Consider the following 23033-nt stretch of genomic DNA (forward strand, 5'->3'; position numbering starts at 1 on the left):
TTTCCGTGAAACGGTAAACCACTCTAGGCTGCCGCGGTGTTCTCCCGCAGCAGCCGCTCGGCCGCCGCGCGCGCCTCGTCGGTGATGGTGGCGCCGGCGAGCATGCGTGCGATCTCTTCCTGCCGCGCCGCCCGGTCCATCTCGGCGATGCCGGTCGAGACCCGGTCGGCCCCGCCCGATTTGGAGATCAGGAAATGCGTCGCCGCGCGCGCCGCCACTTGCGGTGCATGCGTGACCGAAAGCACCTGCACGCGTTTTGCCAGCCGCGCCAGCCGCTGGCCGATGGCGTCGGCAACCGCGCCGCCGACGCCGGTGTCGATTTCATCAAAGACCAAGGTCGGCGCCGAGCCCCGGTCAGCGAGTGCTACCTTCAACGCCAGCAGGAAGCGCGAAAGCTCGCCGCCGGAAGCGACCTTCATCATTGGGCCGGGCCTGGTGCCGGGATTGGTGCGCACCCAGAACTCGACCTGGTCGATGCCTTCTTCGGTGCGGCTTTCGGCATCGCTTGCGATCTCGACGATGAACTCGGCCCGTTCGAGTTTTAGCGCCGGCAGTTCGGCCACTACCGCCTTGGTCAGCCCCACGGCCGCCGCATGGCGAAGCGACGACAGCTGGGCCGCCGTAATGTCATAGGCCTGGCGCGCCGCTGCAGCCTGTTTCTCCAGCGCATGCAGGCGTTCCTCGCCGGCATCGAGATCGGCAAGGTCGGCAGCCATAGTGTCACGCAATTGCGCCAGGTCATCGACGGCGACGCTGTGCTTGCGCGAGGCGGCACGCAGCGAAAACAGCCGCTCCTCAGCCTTTTCCAGCCGCTGCGGATCATATTCGGTGGCGCGAAGTGCTGCTTCCACGCCCGACTGCGCCGCGTCGAGCGACAGCATCGCCTCGTCGAGCGATTTGACGACATCCTCGAGCAGCCCGGGCGCTTCGGTCACCTTGCGCTGCAGCCGCCTGAGCAGGCTGGCCAATTGCGGCAAGGGCGAGGACGGACCCGAGAGCACATCCTGCGCATCGTGGATTTCCGAGGCGATCTTTTCGGCTCGCATCATCGCGGCGCGCAGTTCGGCCAGCTCCGTCTCTTCGCCCGGCTGCGGATCGAGCCTGGTCAATTCGGCGACCGCTGCACGCAGATAATCGGCCTCGCGGGCAGCTGCCTCGACTTTGGCCCGGTGTCGTGAAAATTCCTGCTCGCAGGTACGCCAATGCCGCCACGCCTCGCCGGTTGCCCGAGCAGCGCCGAGATGGCCGCCGAAACTGTCGAGCAACTCGCGATGGGCGCCGGGATCGACCAAAGCGCGCTCGTCATGCTGGCCGTGGATCTCGACCAGCGCACGGCCGATGTCGCGCATCAGCGTCACGCTGGACGGCTGGTCGTTGACGAACACACGCGTACGGCCGTCCGCCGTCTGGACGCGGCGCAGGATGATGTCGCCGTCGTCCTCGATGGCATTCTCGGCAAGCAGCATGCGAGCCACGTGGTTGCGCGGCACGTCGAACACGGCGATGATCTGGCCCTGTGCCGCGCCATGCCGCACCAGCGACGCGTCGCCGCGGGCGCCAAGCGCCAGCGACAAAGCGTCGAGCAGGATGGACTTTCCGGCGCCGGTTTCGCCGGTAAGGACCGAAAGGCCGGACGAGAAGTCGATGTCCAGCTTCTCGATCAGAACGATATCGCGGATCGACAGCCTGGAGAGCATGGTGACGCGCCGCTCAGGCGCCGGTGATCAGCTTCCCGGCCTTGGAGATCCACGATCCGGCATTCTCGCGCGGCTCGAGCCCACCACTCTGCAGGAGCTTGTAGGAGTCCTTGTACCACTGGCTGTCGGGATAGTTGGTGCCGAGCACGGCCGCAGCGGTCTGCGCTTCCGACGTCAGCCCCATCGCATAGTAGCTCTCGGTAAGGCGCGCCAGCGCCTCCTCGACATGGCGGGTGTTGGAATAGTTCTCCACGACGTTGCGGAACCGTTTGACGGCCGCGATGTATTCGCGGCGCTCGAGATAGTAGCGGCCGATCTGCATCTCCTTGCCGGCGAGCTGATCGTTGGCGAAGCGGATCTTCTCCTTGGCATCGTCGACATATTCGGAAGTCGGCCAGCGCGTCACCAGGTCCTGCATCGTCTGCGCGGTAAGACGCGCTTCCTTCTGGTCCTGGGTGACGTCCTTGATCTGGCGGTAGTAGCTCAGCCCGATAATATACTGGGCATAGGCTGCATCGTCGGTCGACGGGTAAAGGGTCAGGTAGCGCTTGGCCGAACCGATCGCCTCATCGTAATTGCCCTGACGGTAGTCGGCAAAGGCACCCATCACCATCGATTTGCGGGCGAATTCGGAATAGGGATGCTGGCGGTCGACGGCATCGAACTTGCGGCTGGCCTCCTGCAGGCGCCCGGCATTCAGATTGGCGAGACCCTGATTGTAGAGCACGTCGGCCGGCTCGGTCTGATCGACATAGGTCGATAGATCGACGTCCTTCTCGGACGACATGCAGGCCGACAGAAACAGCGATGGAACGACCACCGAAAGCGCCAGGAAAACAGCCCGCCGCAGCGCCTTCGATTGACCAACTCGCTTGAAAAACATGTTTGGATTCCGCCCTTTCGGCGTCATTTCAGTCAACGGCAGCAGCCATAAACCATAATTGCCTTGCCCGGCAACGCTATCCCCGGCCAATCGCACATTTTTGTGGCGGTTTGGCGCCACCTGGAAAGCTCTGTAATTTGGCCGGCCGGTGATGCATCCATGCAACACAGCTTGACCGCAACGTAGGCCGTAAGACCTTAAGAATCAGATCATCCAGGGCGCATAGAGGGGTGCGTTGACGGCGCTCATCTCGGCGGTACGCCCGCGCTCGCGGCGCGTCGTCTCGACGATCTCGAAAGCCGAACGATCCGACAAGAGACGGCGCAGCGCAGCGGCGTTCAGCCTGTGGCCACCACGATAGGAGCGGAAGCAGCCGATGAACCGGGCACCGGCGAGCGCCAGGTCGCCCATCGCATCCATCGTCTTGTGGCGCGCGAACTCGTTGGGATAGCGCACGCCGCCCATGTTGATCACGCGGTTGTCGTCGCCGATCACCAGGGAGTTTTCCAACGAGGAGCCGAGCGCATAGCCGGCCGCCCATAGCCGCTCGACGTCCTTCATGAAACCGAACGTGCGAGCCCGCGCGACGTCGCGGCGGAAAATGTCGGCATTCATGTCGGATGCAAAAAGCTGGCGCCCGATCGCCGGGCTTTCGAAATCGATCTCGATCTCGAAGCGCGTGCCGTCATAGGGCCTGAACTCCGCCCAGCAGGCGCCGTTCTCGATACGAACCGGCTTGACCACCCTGATGTAGCGACGCTTGACCGGCAGCGTTTCGATGCCTGCCTGGTCAATGGCCTCGACGAACATCACTGCGCTGCCGTCGAGGATAGGCACCTCATGGCCGTCGATTTCGATGACGAGATTGTCGATCCCAAGCCCGAAAAGCGTCGCCATCAGATGCTCCACTGTGGCAATGTGCTCACCTTGCGGATCGCCAAGCATGGTGGAGAGGTCGGTGGCGCCGACCTCGGAAACGAGCGCGCGAAATTCGTGGCTTCCGCTCGCATTCGAAAGCTGGAAGACGACACCCGTATCGGCATCTGCCGGCAGGAAATGGACGGTGACCGGATTGCCACTGTGGACGCCGATGCCGGTCAGCGTCGCACGCGATTTAAGTGTCGTCTGATAGTCGTGCAAAACAATCCCCATAGCCCGTACTGCCTAGGTCCGCTTCATCTGCCCTGAGGGCGCGGCTCTTGATTGATCGGCAGGCAGGGCCACTTCCCCGAGACTCCCAGCAAACCGACTTTGGTCGGTGGCGAAGATAATGGTCCCGCAGGGAGACTCCAAATCACGGTTTCTTACTCGTTGTAACCGCGGTCCAGCGCGGGATTGCCCCATAAGTCCTTGTTTTAAAATTGCTTTTAATATTAACAGGCGAACAGCTTCCTGCTCGCCTGTTAACAACTGTTACGAACCGTTAACAGATCAATTGGCCTGTCGGCGCAGGAAGGCGGGAATCTCCAACTGATCGTCTTCCTGGACAGCCCGGCTCTGCGGCGTCAGGCGGCCCTGCTCGTCCAGCTGGCCGCGGCGCGGTGCGTAAAGCTGCGGATCCTGGCTGGCTAGGCGGCGCACTTCCGCCGGCGCCTGGCGCAGTTTCGGTTCGCGCGGCTGCGCCGGCTGCAACCGTGCAGGCTCCTCTTCGCGGCGGGTCAAGCCGTTGGTCAGGCGCTTGAGCAAGCCCATGGGGCCGCTGTTCTCGTGGTCGGCCGGGCGGGCCTTGGCTTCCACTTCGGCCTTCACCTGCGGCGGGAAATCCTCGACCCGCGGCATGCGCTGGGGTGCCGCGGCAACCGGCTGCGGCATTTCACGATGCGGAGCGGGCTGCATCGCTTGCTGAACCGCTGGCTGCATCATCGGCTGCGGCTGAGCCGGAGGCGCCTGGAAGATCTTGCTCTGCGGACGGAAGTCTTCCGCATGGGCGACCGGTGCCGGGCGGGCCTGCGCCATCGCTGCCGCATTCGCCTCGGCCAGCTGAATGGCCTCGGCGACCGGATCGGCAGCACGTGGTTCATAGATCGGTTGCTGGACAGGCGCCGGGCGCATTTCCGTGACCTGGGCCGCCGGCCGACTGACCGGCTTCGGCGGAGCGGTGCGGATGGCGATCGGCGCCGCAGCGATTTCGGCCGCCGATTTGTCGATGCCGGTGGCGACCACCGACACGCGGATAACGCCTTCGAGTTCCTCGTCGAAGGTGGCGCCCAGAATGATGTTGGCGTCCTGGTCGACCTCTTCGCGAATGCGGGTTGCCGCCTCATCGACTTCGAACAGGGTCAGGTCGCGGCCGCCGGTGATCGAGATCAGCAGGCCCTTGGCGCCCTTCATCGAGGTCTCGTCGAGCAGCGGGTTGGCGATGGCGGCTTCAGCCGCGGCCATTGCGCGGCCCTCGCCCGAAGCCTCGCCGGTTCCCATCATCGCCTTGCCCATTTCGCGCATGACCGAGCGGACGTCGGCGAAGTCGAGATTGATCAGGCCTTCCTTGACCATCAGGTCGGTGATGCAGGCAACGCCCGAATAGAGCACCTGGTCGGCCATGGCGAAGGCATCGGCGAAGGTGGTCTTGTCATTGGCCAGCCGGAACAGGTTCTGGTTGGGAATGACGATCAGGGTATCGACGCATTTCTGCAGTTCCTCGATACCCATGTCGGCCGTCTTCATGCGGCGCTGGCCTTCGAAGTGGAACGGCTTGGTGACGACGCCGACGGTGAGGATGCCCTTTTCGCGGGCAGCGCGGGCAACGACGGGGGCCGCCCCGGTACCGGTGCCGCCGCCCATGCCGGCAGTGACGAAGCACATATGCGTGTTGGAGAGATGATCGATGATCTCGTCGATGCACTCTTCCGCCGCCGCGCGCCCGACTTCAGGCTGCGATCCGGCGCCGAGACCCTCGGTGACATGCGCGCCGAGCTGGATCAGCCGCTCGGCCTTCGACATCGTCAATGCCTGCGCGTCGGTGTTGGCCACCACGAACTCGACGCCGCGCAAGCCGGCGGTGATCATGTTGTTGACGGCATTGCCGCCGCCGCCGCCGACACCGAACACGGTGATGCGCGGCTTGAGCTCGGTGATGTCCGGCTTCTGCAGATTGATGGTCATTGTCTTCGTCCTTTGCCTTTCCCGCCGCTTCGCCGCCGCGGCCGCCTATGGGGCTGTCCCCGTCAAATTAAAAACTGTCTCTCAACCACTGACTCATTCGATGCAGTTTTCCGCCTGTTCCGGTCATCCGAAGACCGGAAATTCCCTTCGCCGGGCGGCTCTCGAAGCTCGCCATCTGTGGGTAGATCAGAAGCCCGACGGGCGTCGAGAAAGCCGGCCCCTTGGCCGCCTCGGGCAGGCCTGCCACGCCAAGCGGGCGGCCAATGCGCACATTGCGGCCGAGAATGCGGCGTGCTGCTTCGGGCAGGCCGGCAAGCTGGCTGGCGCCGCCGGTCAGCACCACACGCTTGCCAACCGCGTTGCCGTAGCCGGATTTGTTCAGCCGGTCGCGCAGCAATTCCAGCGTCTCGTCGATGCGGGCGCGGATGATGCGCGTCATCACCGAACGCGGGATCTGCAACGGCACCTCGCCGTCCTCGCCGATCGGATGGATGGAAACCAGGTCGCGGTCGTCGGCACTGCCAGGCAGCGCCGAGCCATGCATCACTTTCAGCCTTTCGGCGGCATCGAGCGAGGTCGACAGGCCCTTGGCCATATCCAGCGTGACGTGGTTACCGCCGATCGCGATGGCGTCGCCATGGACGAACTTGCCTTCCGAAAACACCGAGATCGTCGTCGTGCCGCCGCCCATGTCGATGCAGGCCGCGCCCATTTCGAGCTCGTCGTCGACCAGCGCGGCAAGCCCGCTGGCATAGGGCGTCGCCACCATGCGCTCGACCGACAGGTGCGAGCGGTTGATGCAGAGCTCGAGATTGCGCAAGGGCGCTGCATCGCCTGTCAGCACGTGCATGTCGACGCCAAGCTGGTCGCCAACCATGCCACGCGGATCGCGCACACCGCGCTCGGCATCCAGCGAAAAGGCAACGGGAAGCGAATGGATCACCTCGCGCTCGGCCCGCAGCGCCTGCTTGGCACCGGCGGCAAGCACGCGCTTGATGTCGGCCTCGTCGGCCTCATGGCCGCCGAGATTGATGGTGGCCGAAAAAGCCTCGCTCTTCAGCCGACCGGCAGTCATGTTGACGATCAGCGAATCGACCGTCAGTCCCGCCATGCGTTCGGCGGCGTCGACGGCCAGACGGATGGCGTGCTCGGCGCGGTCGAGATCGATGACGACGCCCGATTTCACGCCTTGCGATTTCTGGTGGCCGATGCCGATCACCTGGACGCGATGCGAGCGTCCGCGCAGCAGCTTGCCATCATCGCGCGGCTTGAGTTTGGCCACCACGCAGCAGACCTTGCTGGAGCCGACATCCAGCACCGTCAGGATACCGGACCGGCGCGACGAGGCATCGCTATTGCCGCCAAGCCAGCTCATATCTTCGTCTCCGGCTTGCGCTTCAGCATCTTGGGCTTTTCGTCGAACGCGGCCTGGCGCTGTGTCGCCGCTTCCGGCGTCAACTGGACGACCAGACGATCAGAAAGGCGCATGTCGACGGCGGCGATGTCGCGCGTCAAAAGCCCGTTCTCGTGGTCCATCCTGACCAGGTCGGCAATCGCCTGGTCCTCACCGTCTTCGGGAAGCTTGATCGTGATGCCGTTTTCAAGCTTGAGATCCCAGCGCCGTTCGCCGATGCGGATATAGCCCTTGATCCGCGCGGCAAGCTCCGGATAATTCTTGATCTTGGCGAGGAAATCCGGCGCTTTAGCCGGTGCGCCGGTGCCGATGATCAGCGGCAGCAATATCTGCTTGCCGCCGGAGAACGGCGCAATGACGGTGCCGGATTTCTCGATGACCGAAAGCGCGCTGCCTTGCTGCCACAGCGCGAACGGCTCGCGCTCCTCGACGCGCACTTCCAGCGTATGCGGGTAGACCTTGCGCACTGCCGCGGCTTCGACCCAGGGTAGCGTGGTGATGCGTTCGCGCGCGGCTTCGGCATCGAAGCCGATCAGCGAGGTCCAGCCGTCGAGCTCCAGCCTGTCGAGAATATCGATCTCGGACGTTTCGCGGTTGCCGACGACCTTGACTTGGTCGACGGCAAAGCCGGTGCGGGCGGTGACACTCTGGACGATGGCGTCGGAATATCCGCCGAGATAGGCGCCATAGGCACTGCTCGAAACAAGCAGTGCCGCCGACAGCATGGCAGCGCAATAGGGAGGCGCTTCGAAGTCGCCTTCGCCGAGGCGCGCCAGCACGCGCACCGGCCGGCGGAGCAGGCGCGGCAGCACGAAATGGTCGAACGACAACGGCATGCCGAACAGCGCCGGCCCGGCCGCGCCCTTCCCCTTGCCCTGTCCCCACTTCAACGCAGACACGAAGCGTCCTCCACCATCCAACTCAACAAATCGCCGAACGAGTGTCCCGCTTGCGCGGCGATTTCCGGCACCAAAGACGTCGGCGTCATGCCCGGCTGGGTGTTGACCTCGAGCCAGACAATTTCGCCGTTTTCGGAGTGACGATCGTCATAACGGAAGTCCGACCGGGAAACGCCCCGACAGCCGATAGCTTGGTGAGCCTTGAGCGTCAGTGTCTGTATTTTTTGGTAAATATTCGGTGAAAGTTTTGCCGGGCATTCGTGTTTTGATCCTCCCGCGACGTATTTTGAATCGTAGTCGTAGAAGGAATGGCCGGTCGGGATGATCTCGCAGACACCGAGCGCCACATCGCCCATCACCGCGCACGTCAATTCCCGCCCGTGCACATAACGCTCGACCATCACCGTATCGCCATATCTCCACTCGGACGAGCCGATGATCTGCGGTGGATGCGACTGGCCTTCATGGACGATGACGACACCGAAGCTCGACCCTTCGCTGACCGGCTTGACGACATAGGGCGGCTTCATCGGGTGCTTGTTCTGGATGGCGAAGCGATTGGCCACCTTCGATTCCGCCACCGGAATGCCGGCCGCCTTGGCGACCTTCTTGGCCTGTTCCTTGTTCATCGCGAGCGCCGAGGCAAGCACGCCGGAATGGGTGTACGGAATGGCGAGGTACTCGAGGATACCCTGGATGGTGCCGTCCTCGCCGAAGGGGCCGTGCAGCGCATTGAAGACGACGTCAGGCTTGAGCGCGCTCAGCACCGAGCCGATGTCGCGCGAGACGTCGACACGGGTGACCTGGTAGCCCTCTCCCTCGAGCGCATCGGCGCAGGCTTTACCCGACGACAGGGACACGGGCCGCTCGGACGAGAATCCCCCCAGTAGGACGGCCACATGCTTGCTTGTCATTCCCCGTCATTTCCTCTCACAGCAGGCCTGCACCATCGTGCATGCCCCGAAAAGCATCGCGCGCACTCAAATGCGCCCGACCAACTTCGCTCCCTTGTTTCCGCAACATTGAGTCCGAGTCTCCCGGCAGGTTGCCCCCCAGACGGAAACGCGAGTAACGCGTCGAAACGACTCAAATCAGGAAACGCTTCAGGGCAGAGAATCAGAGAGTTGATTCGCTGGCAAGTGCTTACGATTCCGATGGATTCACTTTCCGCAAAAACGGCAGCAAAATGTGAATTCATGAGTCCGAGAGGCAACGGCGGTCGGCTTGCCTAAAGCAACTGCCCGAGAAATTCCTGGACGGCATGGCCCGGCCGAAAATTACCGATGCGCTTGATCTCCCACTGCAGCCGGATGCCCGATTTTTCGAGCACACGCGCGCGCACCGTCTCACCGAGATATTCAAGCTCGTAGCCTGTGGCCGTTCCGGTGTTGATCATGAAGTTGCAATGCATCGGCGACATCTGCGCCCCGCCGACCATCAGGCCGCGGCAGCCGGCCTTGTCGATTTCCTTCCAGGCCGAGGTGCCCTCGGGATTCTTGAAGGTCGAGCCACCGGTTTTTTCGCGGATCGGCTGCACGGTCTCGCGATGGTTCTGGACAGCATCCATCGCGGCCTTGATCGCCGCCTTGTCCTCGGGAACGCCTTCGAACAGCGCCGACGTGAAGATCAGCCCGGACGGCGCCGATGAATGGCGATAGGCATAGCCCATATCGGCATTGCTCAGCGTATGAACATTGCCCTTGCGGTCGAGTGCCCGCACCTCGACCACGCGCTCGCGCGTCTCGACGCCATTGGCGCCGGCGTTCATCCTCAGCGCTCCGCCAATGGCGCCGGGAATGCCGTGGTAGAAATGAAAGCCACCGATGCCGGCCTCGTAGGCGACGGCCGCAAGGCGCTTGTCGGGTGTCGCGGCGCCCGCCTTGATCGTGGTCGGCGCAATCACTTCGGTCTCGCCAAAGCCTTTGGCCGAAAGCCGGATGACAAAGCCCGCAATGCCGCCGTCACGGACAAGCAGGTTCGAGCCGACGCCGATGATGGTCAGCGGAATTTCCTCCGGCACCGCCTTCAGGAACGTGGCAAGATCGTCCTCGTCGGCCGGCTGAAACAATGCGTCCGCGAGCCCGCCGGCTCGAAACCAGGTGATCTTGTCCATCTCGGCATTGGGCGTGATGCGGCCGCGCAGTCCGGCAAGCCGGTCGCCAAGCTTCTCGATCAACGCCTGGCCGCGCATCATGAGATGGTCCCGCCGAGTTCCTTGGGCAGCGCATAGGCCCATTGGGTGATGTTGCCGGCGCCGAGGAAGACGACGAAATCGCCCGGCTTCGCCACCTCGCGCACGATCGGCGCTATCGCCGCCGGACCTTCGATGTACCGTGCGTCGCGATGGCCGCCGGAGCGGATGCGCGACACCAGTGCGTCGGACGTAACGCCATCGATCGGTTCCTCGCCGGCCGCATAGACGGGCGCCACCATTACCGTGTCGGCGTCGTTGAAGCAGACGGAAAACTCGTCGAACAGATCGCGCAGCCGGGTGAAGCGGTGCGGTTGGGTAACGGCGATGATGCGGCCCTTAGTAGCGCTGCGCGCCGCCTTCAGCACCGCCGTGATCTCGACCGGGTGATGGCCGTAATCATCGAAGATATCGACACCGTTCCACGAGCCGGTGCGGGTGAAGCGCCGCTTGACGCCGGCGAAGGACGACAGGCCCTTCTTGATTGCCTCAGCCGAAAGGCCGAGCTCATGCGCGACTGCAATCGCCGCCGTCGCATTGGAGACATTGTGGCGCCCGGGCATGGGCAGCCGCAGACCTGATATCGTTATCTGGCCGTGCGTCTTGCGGTCGCGGATCACCACGTCGAATTCCGAGGTCGGGCCGTCCATGCGGTGATTGGTGAAGCGCACGTCGGCCTGCGCATTTTCGCCATAGGTAATGACGCGCCGGTCCTCGATGCGCCCGACCAGCGCCTGCACCTCGGGATGGTCGGTGCACATCACGCCGAAGCCGTAGAACGGCACATTCTCGACGAACTGGCGAAACGCCTCGCGCACTTTGTCGAAGGAGCCGTAATGGTCGAGATGCTCGGGGTCGATATTGGTGACGACGGCAATCTCGGCCGGCAGCTTGAGGAAGGTGCCGTCGCTCTCGTCGGCCTCGACCACCATCCATTCGCCGTCGCCCATGCGGGCATTGGTGCCATAGGCATTGATGATGCCGCCATTGATCACCGTCGGGTCGAGCCCGCCGGCTTCGAGCAGCGTCGCCACCATCGAAGTCGTCGTCGTCTTGCCATGCGTGCCGCCGATCGCGACCGCCTGCCGGAAGCGCATCAGCTCGGCCAGCATTTCGGCGCGCCGCACGATCGGCAGCAACTTCTCTCTCGCCGCCTTCAGCTCCGGGTTTGATTTCTTGATTGCGGTGGAGACGACGACCACTTCGGCCTCGCCGAGGTTCTCGGCCTGATGGCCGACGAAGCATTCGATGCCCTTGTCGCGCAGCCGCTGCACATTGGCGCTGTCGGCCTGATCGGATCCCTGCACCTTGTAGCCGAGATTGTGCAGCACCTCGGCGATGCCGCTCATGCCGATGCCGCCAATACCTATGAAATGCACGAGGCCGATCGTCTGTGGCATCTTCATGCGTGCGTCTCCTTCCTGAATTCCGAAACGGATTTCCTGGACGCAATAGCCTCTGTCAGATCGGCGAGCAACCGCGCGGCATCCGGTTTACCGGACGATTTCGCCGCCGCAGCCATTGTCGCCGCCCTGCCTGGATCATCCATCAGCCCGCCGACAAGCGCAGCGATCCGCTCCGCCGAAAGCGTGGATTGCGGATGCACCTCGGCGCCACCCGCTGCGGCAAGGGCCGCCGCATTCGCCGCCTGGTCGTGGTCGAGCGCGTGCGGATAAGGCACCAGCAGCGCCGGCCTGCCGATCACCGCGATTTCCGATACGGTCGACGCGCCGGAGCGCGACATCACCAGATGCGCCGCCGCGAGCCGCGCCGCCATGTCGGTGAAGAAGGGCGACACCTCGGCCTCGATGCCAAGCGCGGCATAGGCGGCTTTCACCCGCGCCACATCGTCGGCGCGGGCCTGCTGCGTGATCGCCAGTCGCCCACGCTGGGCATCGGAAAACCGGGCGATCGCCGCCGGCACCGCGTCGGAAAAGAACTGCGCGCCCTGGCTGCCTCCAAATACCAGAAACCGGAACGGCTCTTCGCCGGCCGAAGCAGCATAGGGTGTATTCGCGGCCTCTAATACTTGCGGCCTGACCGGATTGCCGGTGGTCACCGTCTTTGCGCCAGTGGCACTGATGTCTTCCGGCAGGAACCCGCCGGCAACGGCGTCGACGCGGCCGGCGAGCGCCCGGTTGGCGCGGCCCATGACCGCATTCTGCTCGTGGATCAGCGTCGGCACCTTGCGCCGGGTCGCCGCGTAAAGCGGCGGCAGTGTCGGATAGCCGCCGAAGCCGACCACGATGGCGGGCTTGATGCTTGCGATGACGGCCGATGCCTGCCTAACCCCACGCCAGATTTTCCAAAACGCGGTGAGCATAGCAAAGGGATTCTTCGAGCCCATCGTCGCCGACTGGATCGGATGGATGGCGGCCGCCGGGAACTGCCCGGCAAAGCGCTCGGCGCGGTCGTCCGTCGCCAGATGCACCGTCCAGCCGCGCTTGGTCAGTTCATGTGCCAGCGCCTCGGCCGGGAACAGATGTCCGCCCGTTCCGCCTGCCGCCAGAAGGATAACCCCCTTCGCCATCTCACTCCGCCGGCATCGCACGCGGCGACGGCATGAAGCCCAGCTGCTTGCGCTTTTCCGGGCGCTTGCGCGTCAGCGCCAGCACCATGCCCATCGAGATGGCGATCGCGATCTGCGAAGAGCCGCCGTAGGAGATGAACGGCAGCGTCATGCCCTTGGCCGGCATCAGCTGCAGATTGACGGCCATGTTGATGACCGACTGCAGGCCGAAGACCGTAACCAGGCCGCCCACCGCGTAGCGGGTGAAATCGTCCTGCTCCCTGAGTGCCGTGTTGAGACCGCGCAGCACGATGAAACCGAAGATGGACATGATGAAGAAACACATGATCAGCCCGAATTCCTCGCCGGCGACGGAGAAGACAAAATCGGCGTGGCTGTCGGGGATGACCCGCTTGACGGTACCCTCGCCCGGCCCGACGCCGAACCAGCCGCCATTGATCAGCGCCTCGCGGCCCATGTCGACCTGGAACGTGTCGCCCTCGCCGGTCATGAAGCGGTCGATACGGCCGGCAACGTGCGGGAATACCGCATAGGCGGCGAACACGCCGCCGACGCCTGCAGCACCCAGCGCGACGATCCACAGCCACGGCAACCCGGCCATGAAGAACATCACCCCCCAGGTGCCGAGCACCAGCATGGTCTGCCCAAGGTCAGGCTGCGCCACCAGCAGCGAGATGACCAGTGCAAGCAGCAACATGGCGAACAGATTGCCCGGAATGTCGGGCTGGCGCTTGTGCTCGGCGAACAGCCAGGCGCAGATGATGACAAAGGCCGGTTTCAGGAACTCGGACGGCTGGATCGACAGGCCGGCTAGCGACACCCAGCGCCGCGCGCCCTTCACCTCGACGCCGATATAGAGCACTGCCACCATCAGAAACAGCATGATGCACAACATGACCAGCGCCATGCGCCGGATCTGCCTGGATTCAAGGAACGAGACGGCCAGCATTACCCCAAGCGCCGGAATGGTGAAGATAATCTGGCGTGTGGCGAAATGGAAACTGTCTAGCCCGATGCGCTCGGCCACCGCCGGGCTTGCGGCGAAAGACAAAACGATGCCGAGCCCCATCAGCGACAGGAACGCCGCCAGGAACCAGCGATCGATCGTCCACCACCAGGTCGCCACAGGGCTTTTGTCGAGACGGCTTTGCATTATCGTGTCCCTCCGATGGGCTTCACGCCATCAATGGCGGTTGCGGCTTGCCTGAACGCCTCGCCGCGGACTTCGAAATTCTTGAACTGGTCGAAACTGGCGCAGGCCGGCGACAGCAGCACCACTGCCTCGCCGCTATTATCCCTGGCCGCATCGAGGGCGGCGTGTTCGACCGCCGCAGCCAACGTGCCTGATATCTCGTAAGGCACCGCTTCGCCCAGCGTCGCCGAAAAGGCCGGTGCGGCTTCGCCGATCAGATAGGCCTTGGCGATGCGCGGGAAGAAGCCGCGTAACGGCTCGATGCCGCCCTCTTTCGGCAGGCCGCCGGCAATCCAGTAGATACGCGCAAAGCTCGACAGCGCCGGTGCAGCCGCATCGGCATTGGTCGCCTTGGAATCGTTGACGAACAGCACATGACCTTTGCGGCCGACCTGCTCCATGCGGTGCGCCAGCCCCGGGAAACTCTCCAGTCCGGATTGGATCTCGCCGAGTTCGAGCCCGACCTTGAGACAGGCGGCGGCGGCAGCCAGTGCATTCTGCGCATTGTGCTGGCCGCGCAACGAGCCGATGCCTTCGAGGAAGGCGACACGGCTGTAGCGGCCGTGCACGGCTTCCATCAGGTTGGTGCCGTCGGCGAAATAGCCGTCGGTCAGCGGCAGGCGCTTGGAAATCCGAATGACCTGCCGGCCGGCTCGCTCCAGCCGATCGGCGATCTGGGCGCACCAGGAATCGTCGACACCGATGATTGCCGTCTCGCTGCCGGCCACCAGCCGCTCCTTGATCGAGGCGTAGTGTTGCATCGTGCCATGGCGGTCGAGATGGTCCGGCGTCAGATTGAGCAGCACACCGGCCGTCGGATTGATCGAGGGGGCAAGATCGATCTGGTAGGAAGAGCACTCAACCACATAGTGCCGCTCCGGCTGCGGCGGATCGAGCGTCATCACCGCGCGGCCGATATTGCCGCCCATCTGCGTGTCGCGACCGGTCGATTTCAGGATATGCGCGGTCAGCGCCGTCGTCGTCGATTTGCCGTTGGTGCCGGTGATGGCGATGAACGGCGCTGCCGGCGACAGCAAGGTCCGCTCGCGGCAGAAAAGCTCGACGTCGCCGATGATCTCGACGCCCGAGCCCCGCGCGAGCTCGACGGTCCAGTGCGGCTTGGGATGCGTCAGCGGCACGCCGGGCGACAGCACGAAGGCGGAAAACCTCGCCCAGTCCGCGCCGCGCAGATCCGCTGTCGTGATGCCGACCGCGCCGGCCTTGGCGACGCTGTCGGGATTGTCGTCCCAGGCCAGCACATCCGCGCCGCCCTCGATCAGCGCGCGCGCCGTAGCGATCCCCGAGCCGCCGAGCCCGAAGAGCGAAACGCGCTTGCCTGAAAAGGATGCGGCGGGGATCAAGCGGCCTCCTATCTGAGCTTCAGGGTCGACAGGCCGACCAGCGCCAGGATGACGGCGATGATCCAGAAGCGGATCACCACCTGGCTTTCGGTCCAGCCGAGCTTTTCGAAATGATGGTGGATCGGCGCCATCAGGAAGACGCGCTTGCCGGTCATCTTGAAGTAGCCGACCTGGATGATGACCGAGAATATCTCGACGACGAACAGGCCGCCGACTATGACCAGCACGATCTCGTGCTTGGTTGCCACCGCGACCGTGCCGATCAGCCCACCCAGTGCCAGCGAGCCGGTGTCGCCCATGAAGATCGCCGCCGGCGGCGCATTGAACCAGAGGAAGCCAAGCCCGGCGCCGATCACCGCTCCAAGGACCACTGCAAGTTCACCGGTGCCGGGCACGAAATGGATCTGCAGATATTCGGCGAACACCGCATTGCCGGAGAGATAGGCGATGACGCCGAAGGATGCGGCGGCGATCATGATCGGCACGATCGCCAGCCCGTCAAGGCCGTCGGTCAGGTTCACCGCATTGCCGGCGCCGACGATGACGAAGCACGAGAATGGGATGAAGAACCAGCCGAGATTGACGAGAAACTCCTTGGCGAAAGGGAATGTCAACGATGACGAGAAGGGCGCCTGGCCGTTATGCATGATCACCCAGGCGGCGATGCCTGCGATGACGAATTCGAGCCCCAGCCGCGCCTTGCCGGAAAAGCCGAGATGCGATTGCTTGGTTACTTTGAGATAATCGTCGTAAAAGCCGATTGAGCCGAACCCCAGCGTCACCAGCAGCACCACCCAGACGTAGATACTCGACAGGTTCGCCCACAGCAGCGACGAACCGACAATGCCGGACAGGATCATCAGTCCGCCCATGGTCGGCGTTCCCGCCTTCTTGAAATGCGTCTGCGGCCCGTCGGCACGGATCGGCTGGCCCTTGCCTTGCCGCAGCCTCAGCGAATTGATGATGGTCGGTCCGAAGATGAACACGATCAGCGCCGCTGTGATCAGCGCTCCGCCGGTGCGGAAAGTTATGTAGCGGAAGACGTTGAAGACCGAGATCTTGTCCGCAAATTCGACGAGCAGTGTTAGCATGCGCTTGCGTCCCCCGGACCGATCCTAGGTCTGTCTGCTGGTTGCGGCTTCCGCCGGAAACTTGCCGAGCAACGCCTCGACCAGCTTTGAAAAGCCTATGCCCTTCGACGATTTGATCATGACCACGTCGCCGGGCTTCAATTCCGATAGAAGAACCGGCTTCAGATCTTCCGCGCCGGCGCGGTACTCCGTCCTGATCTCGCCGGGCAAAACGTCGGCCAGCGCCCGCATTTCCGGGCCACCGAGAAAGACCGTGCGCGTGTCGGTGCCGACGATCAGGTCGGCAAGCGCGGCATGCAATTTCGCCGAATGGCTGCCGAGCTCGAGCATATCGCCGAGCACGGCAATGCGCCTGCCTTCGCCCGACACCGGCGTCGTGTTGAGCAGTGCCATTGCTGCGCTCATCGACGCCGGATTGGCGTTGTAGCTCTCGTCGATCAGCGTGATCGGCCCCTTGGGATGACGCAACACATAGCGCTTGCCGCGTCCGCGTTCGGGCGAAAGATCGGCCAGCGCCTGCGCAACCCTGGTGACGTCGGCGCCGACCAGATGCGCGGCGCCAAGCACCGCGAGCACATTCTGCACCATATGGCGGCCCGGCGCGCCGATCCTGGCGACAATCTCGTGCCCGCCAATCTTGGCGGTGATGACCGAGTGATCGGCATTGAGCTCGCATTTGATCAGTTTGAAGGTCGCCCGGGCATTCTCGCCGAACCCGTAGACATGCTCGACGCCGGCCTCTTTCGCCATCTTCTCCAGCAGCTTCCAGCGCTGGTCGTCGCGGTTGAGAAGGGCGGCGCCACCGGGCTCCAGTCCCTCGAAAACCTCTGCCTTGGCCTTGGCGATCTCATCCAGGTTGCGGAAGAAGCCGAGGTGAGCGGCCGCGATCAGCGTAACGATGGCGACATGCGGCCGGACCATCTTGACCAGAGGCCGGATCTCGTCCGGATGGTTCATGCCGATCTCGAAGACGGCATAGTCGCAATCCTGCGGCATGCGCGCCAGCGTCAGCGGCACGCCCCAGTGATTGTTGAACGACTGGGCCGATGCATGCACCGTACCGACTGCGGACAGAGCGTGGCGTAGCGCTTCCTTGGTGGTGGTTTTGCCCGCCGACCCGGTCACGGCAATCACCCTCGCCTTTGAGCGTGCGCGCGCGGCAACGCCAAGCTTTTCCAGAGCGACAAGCACGTCCTCCACGACGATCATCGGTGCCGTCAGCCGCCCCAGCGACGGCAGCTTGCCCTCGGCGACGACCAGCACGCCGGCACCCGCCTTGATGGCGGCGGTGACGAAATCATGGCCGTCCATGGCCTCGCCCTTGATGGCGAAGAAAGCGTCTCCCGGCTGCAGGCTGCGGCTGTCGATGGAAATGCCGGCGATGCCTTCAGGCATCGGACCGAGCGGCCGGCCATCCATGGCGGCAACCAGCGCCTCGGAGGTCCACAGATAGCTCACGCTGCTTGCTCCCTGAGCGCCGAGCGAACTTCCTCATGATCGGAAAAATGCAGCGTCTCGGTGCCGATGGTCTGGCCTTCCTCATGGCCCTTGCCGGCCACGATCAGCGTGTCGCCAGCGTGAAGCATCCCCACTGCCTCGTGAATGGCCTTGCGCCGGTCGCCGACCTCGATCGCACCCGGTGCGGCCGCCAGAATCGCGGCGCGGATCGTCTCGGGTACTTCCGAGCGGGGATTGTCGTCGGTGACGATGACGACGTCGGCCAGTCTTGTGGCGATCTCGCCCATGATCGGCCGCTTGCCCCGGTCCCGGTCGCCGCCGCAACCGAATACGACGATGACGCGGCCGGTGGTAAAGGGGCGCACCGAAGCCAGCACGTTTTCCAGCGCATCCGGCTTGTGCGCGTAGTCGACATAGACCGGCGCGCCATTGGCGGCCGTCCCAACGAGGTCGAGCCGCCCCGGTGCACCCTTCAATTTCTCCAGCGCCATCAGCGCTTTGGCAACAGATGTTCCAGTCGAAATGGCGAGGCCGGCCGACACCAGCGCATTTGCAATCTGGAAGTCGCCGGCCAGCGGCAAGTCGACTTCATGGAGAACGCCGTCCGCTTCGACCTCGGCGCGCTGGCGGTGGCGCTCGTGCTCGACCCGCTTCAGCCGCAGGAAATCGCCGTGGCGTCCGACCGTCAGCACGTTCAGTCCCGCTGCATGCGCCGCCTTGATCGTCGGCTCCGACCACGGGTCGTCGGCAAAGATGATGGCCGGCGCGCCCTTCGGCAGCAGCGCGTCGAACAGACGCAATTTGGCGCGATGATAGTCCTCGACCGTCGGATGATAGTCCATATGATCGCGGCCGAGATTGGTGAAGCCGCCGGCCGCAAGCTTGACGCCGTCGAGCCGGCGCTGGTCGAGGCCATGGCTGGACGCTTCCATCGAGGCGTGGGTGACGCCGGCCTCCGCCAACTCCTTGAGCAGCCTGTGCAGTGCCACCGGATCCGGCGTGGTCAGCGAGCCATATTCGTTGCGGCCCGGCGCCACCACGCCGGTCGTGCCGATCGAAGCGGCGGCGAGGCCCGCCTGCTCCCATATCTGCCGGGTGAATGCGGCGACCGAGGTCTTGCCGCTGGTTCCGGTCACCGCGACCATGGTTTGCGGTTGCTTGCCGAAATAACGGGCCGCACTCAGCGCAAGCGCAAGGCGCGGATCGTCTACGACAAGAACCGGAACTGGCAGCCCGGCGACCGTACTGCCCTTGCCGACCACGATCGCTGCAGCGCCGCGGCTCGCGGCCTCGGCTGCGTAGGCTGCGCCATCCGCCTTGGAGCCGGTCAGCGCGAAAAAGACGACCCCCCGTGTTACCTGGCGGGAATCCGACGAAATCCCTGTAACCTCCATGTCGAAGGAAGCTGTCCCCTCGACAGGCAGGATACCGGCTAGATTTTTCAGCTTCATCGAACCCCGTTCATCGCAACAAAATAGCGCGCAGTTGCCGGCGCGCCCCAAGAATCACTGATAGGAAACCAGCGTTGCACCATTTTCATGGCTGAAATCTGGCTTCACGCCAAGCATGGAAGCCGCACGTCGGATGATGTTTGCAGCCATGATGCCCGCGTTCGAGGCGGCCGTAGCACCCATGCCGGGCTTTTCCGGCTTCGGTTCGTCGGCGATCGTAAGCACTATGTATTGCGGATCGTCCATCGGGAAAGCCGCGACGAAGGCGTTGAAATTCTTTTCCTTCGAGTAACGGCCGTTGACGACCTTCTCCGCCGTTCCCGTCTTGCCGCCCACCCGGTATCCTGGCACCCGTGCATTGCGGCCGGATCCCTTTTCGGCATTGAGTGCATAGAGATAGCGCATGCCCTCGACAGTCTTGTCGTTGACCACTTTCTTGGCCACCGCCATCGCCTGCTGCTGCGTGCGCGGCAGGAAGGTCGGGTCCATCAGATAGCCGCCATTCATCAGCGCGGCGCAGCCGACCGCCGTCTGCAGCGGCGTCGTCGACACACCGTGGCCGAAGGCGATGGTGATCGAATTGACCTGCTTCCAGACCTTGGGCTCGGTCGGCCGGGCGACTTCCGGCAGTTCGGTTTGCATCTTCTCGAGGATTCCCAGGCGATGCAGGAATTCGCGGTGTCCGTCGATGCCAACCGCTTCGGCTTCCTTGGCTGAGCCGATATTGGACGAGTAGATGAACACTTCCGGCACCGACAGTACCCGGCCCTTGCCATGGAAATCATGGATCGTTTGATGGCCGATCCTGATCGGGCGCGACGCATCGAAACGGCTTTGCAGCGTTATCTTGCCGGAATCGAGCGCCATTGCGGTGGTGAAGCTCTTGAAGGTCGACCCCATTTCGTAGAGGCCAGCCGACATGCGGTTGAGCCGGTCCTTGTCCTGCGCGTTATAGGGGTTGTTCGGATCGAAATCCGGAACCGAGGCCATCGCCAGCACCTCGCCGGTCTTGACGTTGAGCACGACGGCGCCCGCGGCGATAGCGTGGTATTTTTCCATGCCGGTGGCGACCTCGTCGCGCACGATATGCTGGACGCGCAGGTCGATCGAGAGCTGCACCGGCTTCAAATCCTTGGCCACCGCCAGGCCCGACGCCTGAAGGTCGCTCAAACCCTGTTCGTCGATGTATTTCTCCATGCCGGAGATGCCCTGATTGTCGATGTTGGTGAGGCCGACAATGTAGGACGAGGTTTCGCCGGCCGGATAGAACCGGCGCTTCTCGGTGCGGAAGCCGAAGCCGGGGATGCCGAGCTGCATGATGTCGGCCTGCTGCTTCGGCGTCAGTTGCCGCTGCAGCCAGACGAAGCCAGCGCCGCTCTTCAGCTTGTTATATGTCTGCTCGTAGTCGATCTCGGGAAGCACCGTCGACAGCTTTTCGATCGCCTCGTCGGCATCGACGATACGGCGCGGCTCGGCAAACAGCGACGCCGTCTTGATGTCGGTCGCCAGCACTTCGCCGTTACGGTCGACGATGTCTGGTCGCGACGCCGTCACCCGGCTCTGTGGCCCGCCCGACAGGTCGGGATTCTGGAAACCCAGATAGACCAGCCGCCCGGCAATGGTCGAATAGATGCCGAAGAACACCGCCATCGTCATGACGATGCGGGTCCGGCCCTTGCCACCGGTCGCCTTGCGGGCGCCTTCGACCACGATCGATCCGCCCGCATTCGGCTTCGAGCCGCGCTTCAGCAGCCTCACAATCTTTGGAAATCTGGCGGCGATTGGAAATCCGGTGATCATTGGACGATGCCTCCGGTCACCACGGGATCCTTGCCGCCGACATCGGCCATGCCGCCCAGCCGCTGCGATGAAAGGTCCTCGATGTTGACGGGTTTCGCCGGCAGATCGTCCAGCCCAACGATCTGCCGCGCATTGACCGGCTCGAGTCCGAGTTGCGATTTGTAGATTTCGGTGAGCTTCTGCAGGCGCGACGGCTGGGTAAGCAGGCTCCAGTCCGCCTTGAGCAGGTCGATCGTGTCGTCTTCATAACGGATCTGCGCCTGGATCTTGTGCACTGCCGCCAGTTGCTCCTCGGCCTCGCGCTTGGTCTTGTAGGTCAGGGCAGCCGCCGAAACCATGACGGCGATCAGGACTATGTCGCTGGTACGAAACACGTGCTCACCTCTCTCCCGGTCGATCGGCGCCGGGAAGCTTTGGGCCAGGCAGTTTTGGCAGGCCGAAAATCGAAAAATCGCCGGCACGCGCCGGCGCCTCTGTACGGATCGCAGCGCGCAGCCTTGCCGAGCGCGCTCGCGGATTTGCCGATATCTCGGCATCGCCAGGCGTCACGCCGCCGCCCTTCTTGGTGAAGGTGGCGGCGCGCGCCTGCGCCTCGGGCAGATGCCGCGATCCGGTCGCTGAATCGGCCCTGTCTGCGATGAAGCGCTTAACGATGCGGTCCTCGAGGGAATGGAAGGTCACCACGGCAAGCCGGCCGCCCGGTTTCAGCACGCGCTCGGCGGCAAACAGTGCCTTGGCAAGTTCGCCGAGTTCATCATTGACGAAGATGCGCAGCGCCTGGAAAACGCGGGTAGCCGGATGGATTTTGTCTTTCGGCGCGCGGCCGATATGCGTCTCGATGGCATCGGCAAGGTCGAGCGTGCGCTCGAAGGGGCGTTTTTCGCGACGGCTCTCGATCATTCGGGCGATGCGCCCGGCATGGCGTTCCTCGCCGAGAAAGCCGAAGATGCGGGCAAGATCGCCCACCTTGAAGGTGTTGACGACGTCGGCGGCGCTCAGGCCCGCCTGCGCCATGCGCATGTCGAGCGGTCCATCGGCCCGGAACGAAAAGCCGCGCTCCGGCTGGTCGATCTGCATGGAGGAGATGCCGATGTCGAGCACGACGCCATCGGCACTTTCAACCTGCTCGTCGAGCGTCGAGAACGGTGCCTGGACAAGCCTGAGCTTGCCGCCGAACTGCTGTTCAAGGGCCCGCCCCGCCACGATCGCATCCGGATCGCGGTCGATGGCGACGACCGAGGCTCCGCTTGCCAGAATGGCCTTGGTGTAGCCGCCGGCACCGAACGTGCCGTCGACGATCACCTCGCCTTTTGTCGGCGCCAGCGCCTCCAGAACTTCGGCAAGGAGGACCGGAATGTGACGGGCTGGTCCGCCAACGGCATGAACTTCATCGCCGTCGCCCGCCATCATTCCGGCCGCTCCCCGGGCTTCGTCCGCTGCCGAAGCTGCAAAAGCCGGGCGCGTGCTTCCGTCCCATAGGCGCTGAGCCGTCCCGGCTCCCAGATCTGAAAGAAATTGCCGCGGCCAACGAAGGCCACTTCCGCTGAAATGCCAGTATGCTCGCGAATGAAATCGCTCATCGTGATACGGCCGTCCTGGTCGAGCTTCAGAAACGTTCCATCGCCATGGCAGAAGAACGACATGTCGTCCGCCGTCTGCAGGAACGGGTCTTCCTGGGCGATACGCTGCTCGTAGCGATCGAGCAGGTCGAGCCCACCGACATCCATCGCCGGGCGATCCAGGCAGCGTAGCGCATAAAGTTCCGAATAGCCGCGTTTCTGCACAACGGCACGGAAATGCGCCGGCACGGACACCCGTCCCTTCGCATCGATCCTGTTCACCGCGTTCGACAGAAACCGGTCCATTACGCGTTACGGCCGCTTGCGCCGCCGCACCCCTCTGCATCTTCCTGTCCGCGCCGCCCCGGCCCGGTCGACGTCCAAAACCCGCTTCATCATGACGGG

Annotated in this window: 19 protein-coding genes; all 19 read right to left on the minus strand. The window is 63.8% G+C overall.

Translation table 11 applies throughout. From position 1 onward, the window contains the following. Positions 1-23: 23 nt before the first annotated feature. Positions 24-1697 (minus strand): DNA repair protein RecN, encoded by a 1674-nt coding sequence (gene recN, locus AC0L2X_RS11295; RefSeq protein WP_473557268.1) that lies wholly within the window; start codon positions 1695-1697, stop codon positions 24-26. A gap of 13 nt (positions 1698-1710) precedes the next feature. Then, positions 1711-2580 (minus strand): outer membrane protein assembly factor BamD, encoded by an 870-nt coding sequence (locus AC0L2X_RS11300; RefSeq protein WP_254818981.1) that lies wholly within the window; start codon positions 2578-2580, stop codon positions 1711-1713. Between the two features lie 204 nt (positions 2581-2784). Beyond that, a complete protein-coding gene (gene lpxC / locus AC0L2X_RS11305) occupies positions 2785-3732 on the minus strand; it encodes a UDP-3-O-acyl-N-acetylglucosamine deacetylase (protein ID WP_352492693.1) in 948 nt (315 codons plus the stop codon). A gap of 279 nt (positions 3733-4011) precedes the next feature. After that, the gene (ftsZ, locus tag AC0L2X_RS11310) at positions 4012-5682 is read right to left on the minus strand and encodes a cell division protein FtsZ (RefSeq protein WP_023676758.1); all 1671 of its coding nucleotides are present in this window, start codon (positions 5680-5682) and stop codon (positions 4012-4014) included. 67 nt (positions 5683-5749) lie between these two features. Then, complete coding sequence (gene ftsA, locus AC0L2X_RS11315) at positions 5750-7057, minus strand: cell division protein FtsA (RefSeq protein WP_023676759.1); 1308 nt, start codon at positions 7055-7057, stop codon at positions 5750-5752. Beyond that, positions 7054-7995 (minus strand): cell division protein FtsQ/DivIB, encoded by a 942-nt coding sequence (locus AC0L2X_RS11320; RefSeq protein WP_473557262.1) that lies wholly within the window; start codon positions 7993-7995, stop codon positions 7054-7056. The genes ftsA and AC0L2X_RS11320 overlap by 4 nt, the downstream gene beginning before the upstream one ends. Beyond that, entirely contained in the window at positions 7983-8909 is a 927-nt protein-coding gene (locus tag AC0L2X_RS11325) for a D-alanine--D-alanine ligase (protein ID WP_473557260.1), read from the minus strand. Before AC0L2X_RS11325 ends, AC0L2X_RS11320 begins: the two co-directional genes overlap by 13 nt. Before the next feature lie 314 nt (positions 8910-9223). Next, positions 9224-10189 carry a UDP-N-acetylmuramate dehydrogenase gene (gene murB / locus AC0L2X_RS11330; RefSeq protein ID WP_473557258.1) on the minus strand — a complete coding sequence of 322 codons (966 nt, stop codon included), beginning with the start codon at positions 10187-10189 and terminating at the stop codon, positions 9224-9226. Continuing rightward, entirely contained in the window at positions 10186-11592 is a 1407-nt protein-coding gene (gene murC / locus AC0L2X_RS11335) for a UDP-N-acetylmuramate--L-alanine ligase (protein WP_473599817.1), read from the minus strand. Before murC ends, murB begins: the two co-directional genes overlap by 4 nt. Beyond that, the gene (gene murG / locus AC0L2X_RS11340) at positions 11589-12716 is read right to left on the minus strand and encodes an undecaprenyldiphospho-muramoylpentapeptide beta-N-acetylglucosaminyltransferase (RefSeq protein WP_473557253.1); all 1128 of its coding nucleotides are present in this window, start codon (positions 12714-12716) and stop codon (positions 11589-11591) included. Before murG ends, murC begins: the two co-directional genes overlap by 4 nt. Position 12717: 1 nt before the next feature. Beyond that, complete coding sequence (gene ftsW / locus AC0L2X_RS11345) at positions 12718-13869, minus strand: putative lipid II flippase FtsW (protein WP_352456168.1); 1152 nt, start codon at positions 13867-13869, stop codon at positions 12718-12720. Beyond that, entirely contained in the window at positions 13869-15269 is a 1401-nt protein-coding gene (murD, locus tag AC0L2X_RS11350; protein ID WP_473557251.1) for a UDP-N-acetylmuramoyl-L-alanine--D-glutamate ligase, read from the minus strand. Before murD ends, ftsW begins: the two co-directional genes overlap by 1 nt. Before the next feature lie 8 nt (positions 15270-15277). Beyond that, entirely contained in the window at positions 15278-16360 is a 1083-nt protein-coding gene (gene mraY / locus AC0L2X_RS11355; RefSeq protein WP_023676767.1) for a phospho-N-acetylmuramoyl-pentapeptide-transferase, read from the minus strand. A 24-nt stretch (positions 16361-16384) separates the two neighbouring features. Continuing rightward, complete coding sequence (locus AC0L2X_RS11360) at positions 16385-17818, minus strand: UDP-N-acetylmuramoylalanyl-D-glutamyl-2,6-diaminopimelate--D-alanyl-D-alanine ligase (protein ID WP_473557248.1); 1434 nt, start codon at positions 17816-17818, stop codon at positions 16385-16387. Beyond that, positions 17815-19269 (minus strand): UDP-N-acetylmuramoyl-L-alanyl-D-glutamate--2,6-diaminopimelate ligase, encoded by a 1455-nt coding sequence (locus tag AC0L2X_RS11365; protein WP_473557246.1) that lies wholly within the window; start codon positions 19267-19269, stop codon positions 17815-17817. Before AC0L2X_RS11365 ends, AC0L2X_RS11360 begins: the two co-directional genes overlap by 4 nt. Positions 19270-19323: 54 nt before the next feature. Beyond that, complete coding sequence (locus AC0L2X_RS11370) at positions 19324-21069, minus strand: peptidoglycan D,D-transpeptidase FtsI family protein (RefSeq protein WP_473557244.1); 1746 nt, start codon at positions 21067-21069, stop codon at positions 19324-19326. Next, a complete protein-coding gene (ftsL, locus tag AC0L2X_RS11375) occupies positions 21066-21443 on the minus strand; it encodes a cell division protein FtsL (protein WP_473557241.1) in 378 nt (125 codons plus the stop codon). Before ftsL ends, AC0L2X_RS11370 begins: the two co-directional genes overlap by 4 nt. A 4-nt stretch (positions 21444-21447) precedes the next feature. After that, entirely contained in the window at positions 21448-22479 is a 1032-nt protein-coding gene (gene rsmH / locus AC0L2X_RS11380) for a 16S rRNA (cytosine(1402)-N(4))-methyltransferase RsmH (RefSeq protein ID WP_473557239.1), read from the minus strand. Beyond that, on the minus strand, positions 22476-22934 hold the full coding sequence (mraZ, locus tag AC0L2X_RS11385) for a division/cell wall cluster transcriptional repressor MraZ (protein WP_473557236.1): 459 nt from the start codon (positions 22932-22934) through the stop codon (positions 22476-22478). The genes rsmH and mraZ overlap by 4 nt, the downstream gene beginning before the upstream one ends. Between the last annotated feature and the right edge of the window lie 99 nt (positions 22935-23033).

It is taken from the genome of Mesorhizobium sp. WSM4828 (assembly GCF_055811175.1).

Coding starts and splice junctions, on each gene's coding strand:
- murC (WP_473599817.1), bottom strand. CDS start 11,592: ATGAAGATGCCACAGACGATCGGCCTCGTGCATTTCATAGGTATTGGC.
- murB (WP_473557258.1), bottom strand. CDS start 10,189: ATGATGCGCGGCCAGGCGTTGATCGAGAAGCTTGGCGACCGGCTTGCC.
- ftsW (WP_352456168.1), bottom strand. CDS start 13,869: ATGCAAAGCCGTCTCGACAAAAGCCCTGTGGCGACCTGGTGGTGGACG.
- AC0L2X_RS11365 (WP_473557246.1), bottom strand. CDS start 19,269: ATGAAGCTGAAAAATCTAGCCGGTATCCTGCCTGTCGAGGGGACAGCT.
- ftsZ (WP_023676758.1), bottom strand. CDS start 5,682: ATGACCATCAATCTGCAGAAGCCGGACATCACCGAGCTCAAGCCGCGC.
- ftsA (WP_023676759.1), bottom strand. CDS start 7,057: ATGAGCTGGCTTGGCGGCAATAGCGATGCCTCGTCGCGCCGGTCCGGT.
- AC0L2X_RS11300 (WP_254818981.1), bottom strand. CDS start 2,580: ATGTTTTTCAAGCGAGTTGGTCAATCGAAGGCGCTGCGGCGGGCTGTT.
- lpxC (WP_352492693.1), bottom strand. CDS start 3,732: ATGGGGATTGTTTTGCACGACTATCAGACGACACTTAAATCGCGTGCG.
- recN (WP_473557268.1), bottom strand. CDS start 1,697: ATGCTCTCCAGGCTGTCGATCCGCGATATCGTTCTGATCGAGAAGCTG.
- AC0L2X_RS11325 (WP_473557260.1), bottom strand. CDS start 8,909: ATGACAAGCAAGCATGTGGCCGTCCTACTGGGGGGATTCTCGTCCGAG.
- rsmH (WP_473557239.1), bottom strand. CDS start 22,479: ATGATGGCGGGCGACGGCGATGAAGTTCATGCCGTTGGCGGACCAGCC.
- mraZ (WP_473557236.1), bottom strand. CDS start 22,934: ATGGACCGGTTTCTGTCGAACGCGGTGAACAGGATCGATGCGAAGGGA.
- AC0L2X_RS11370 (WP_473557244.1), bottom strand. CDS start 21,069: ATGATCACCGGATTTCCAATCGCCGCCAGATTTCCAAAGATTGTGAGG.
- murG (WP_473557253.1), bottom strand. CDS start 12,716: ATGGCGAAGGGGGTTATCCTTCTGGCGGCAGGCGGAACGGGCGGACAT.
- mraY (WP_023676767.1), bottom strand. CDS start 16,360: ATGCTAACACTGCTCGTCGAATTTGCGGACAAGATCTCGGTCTTCAAC.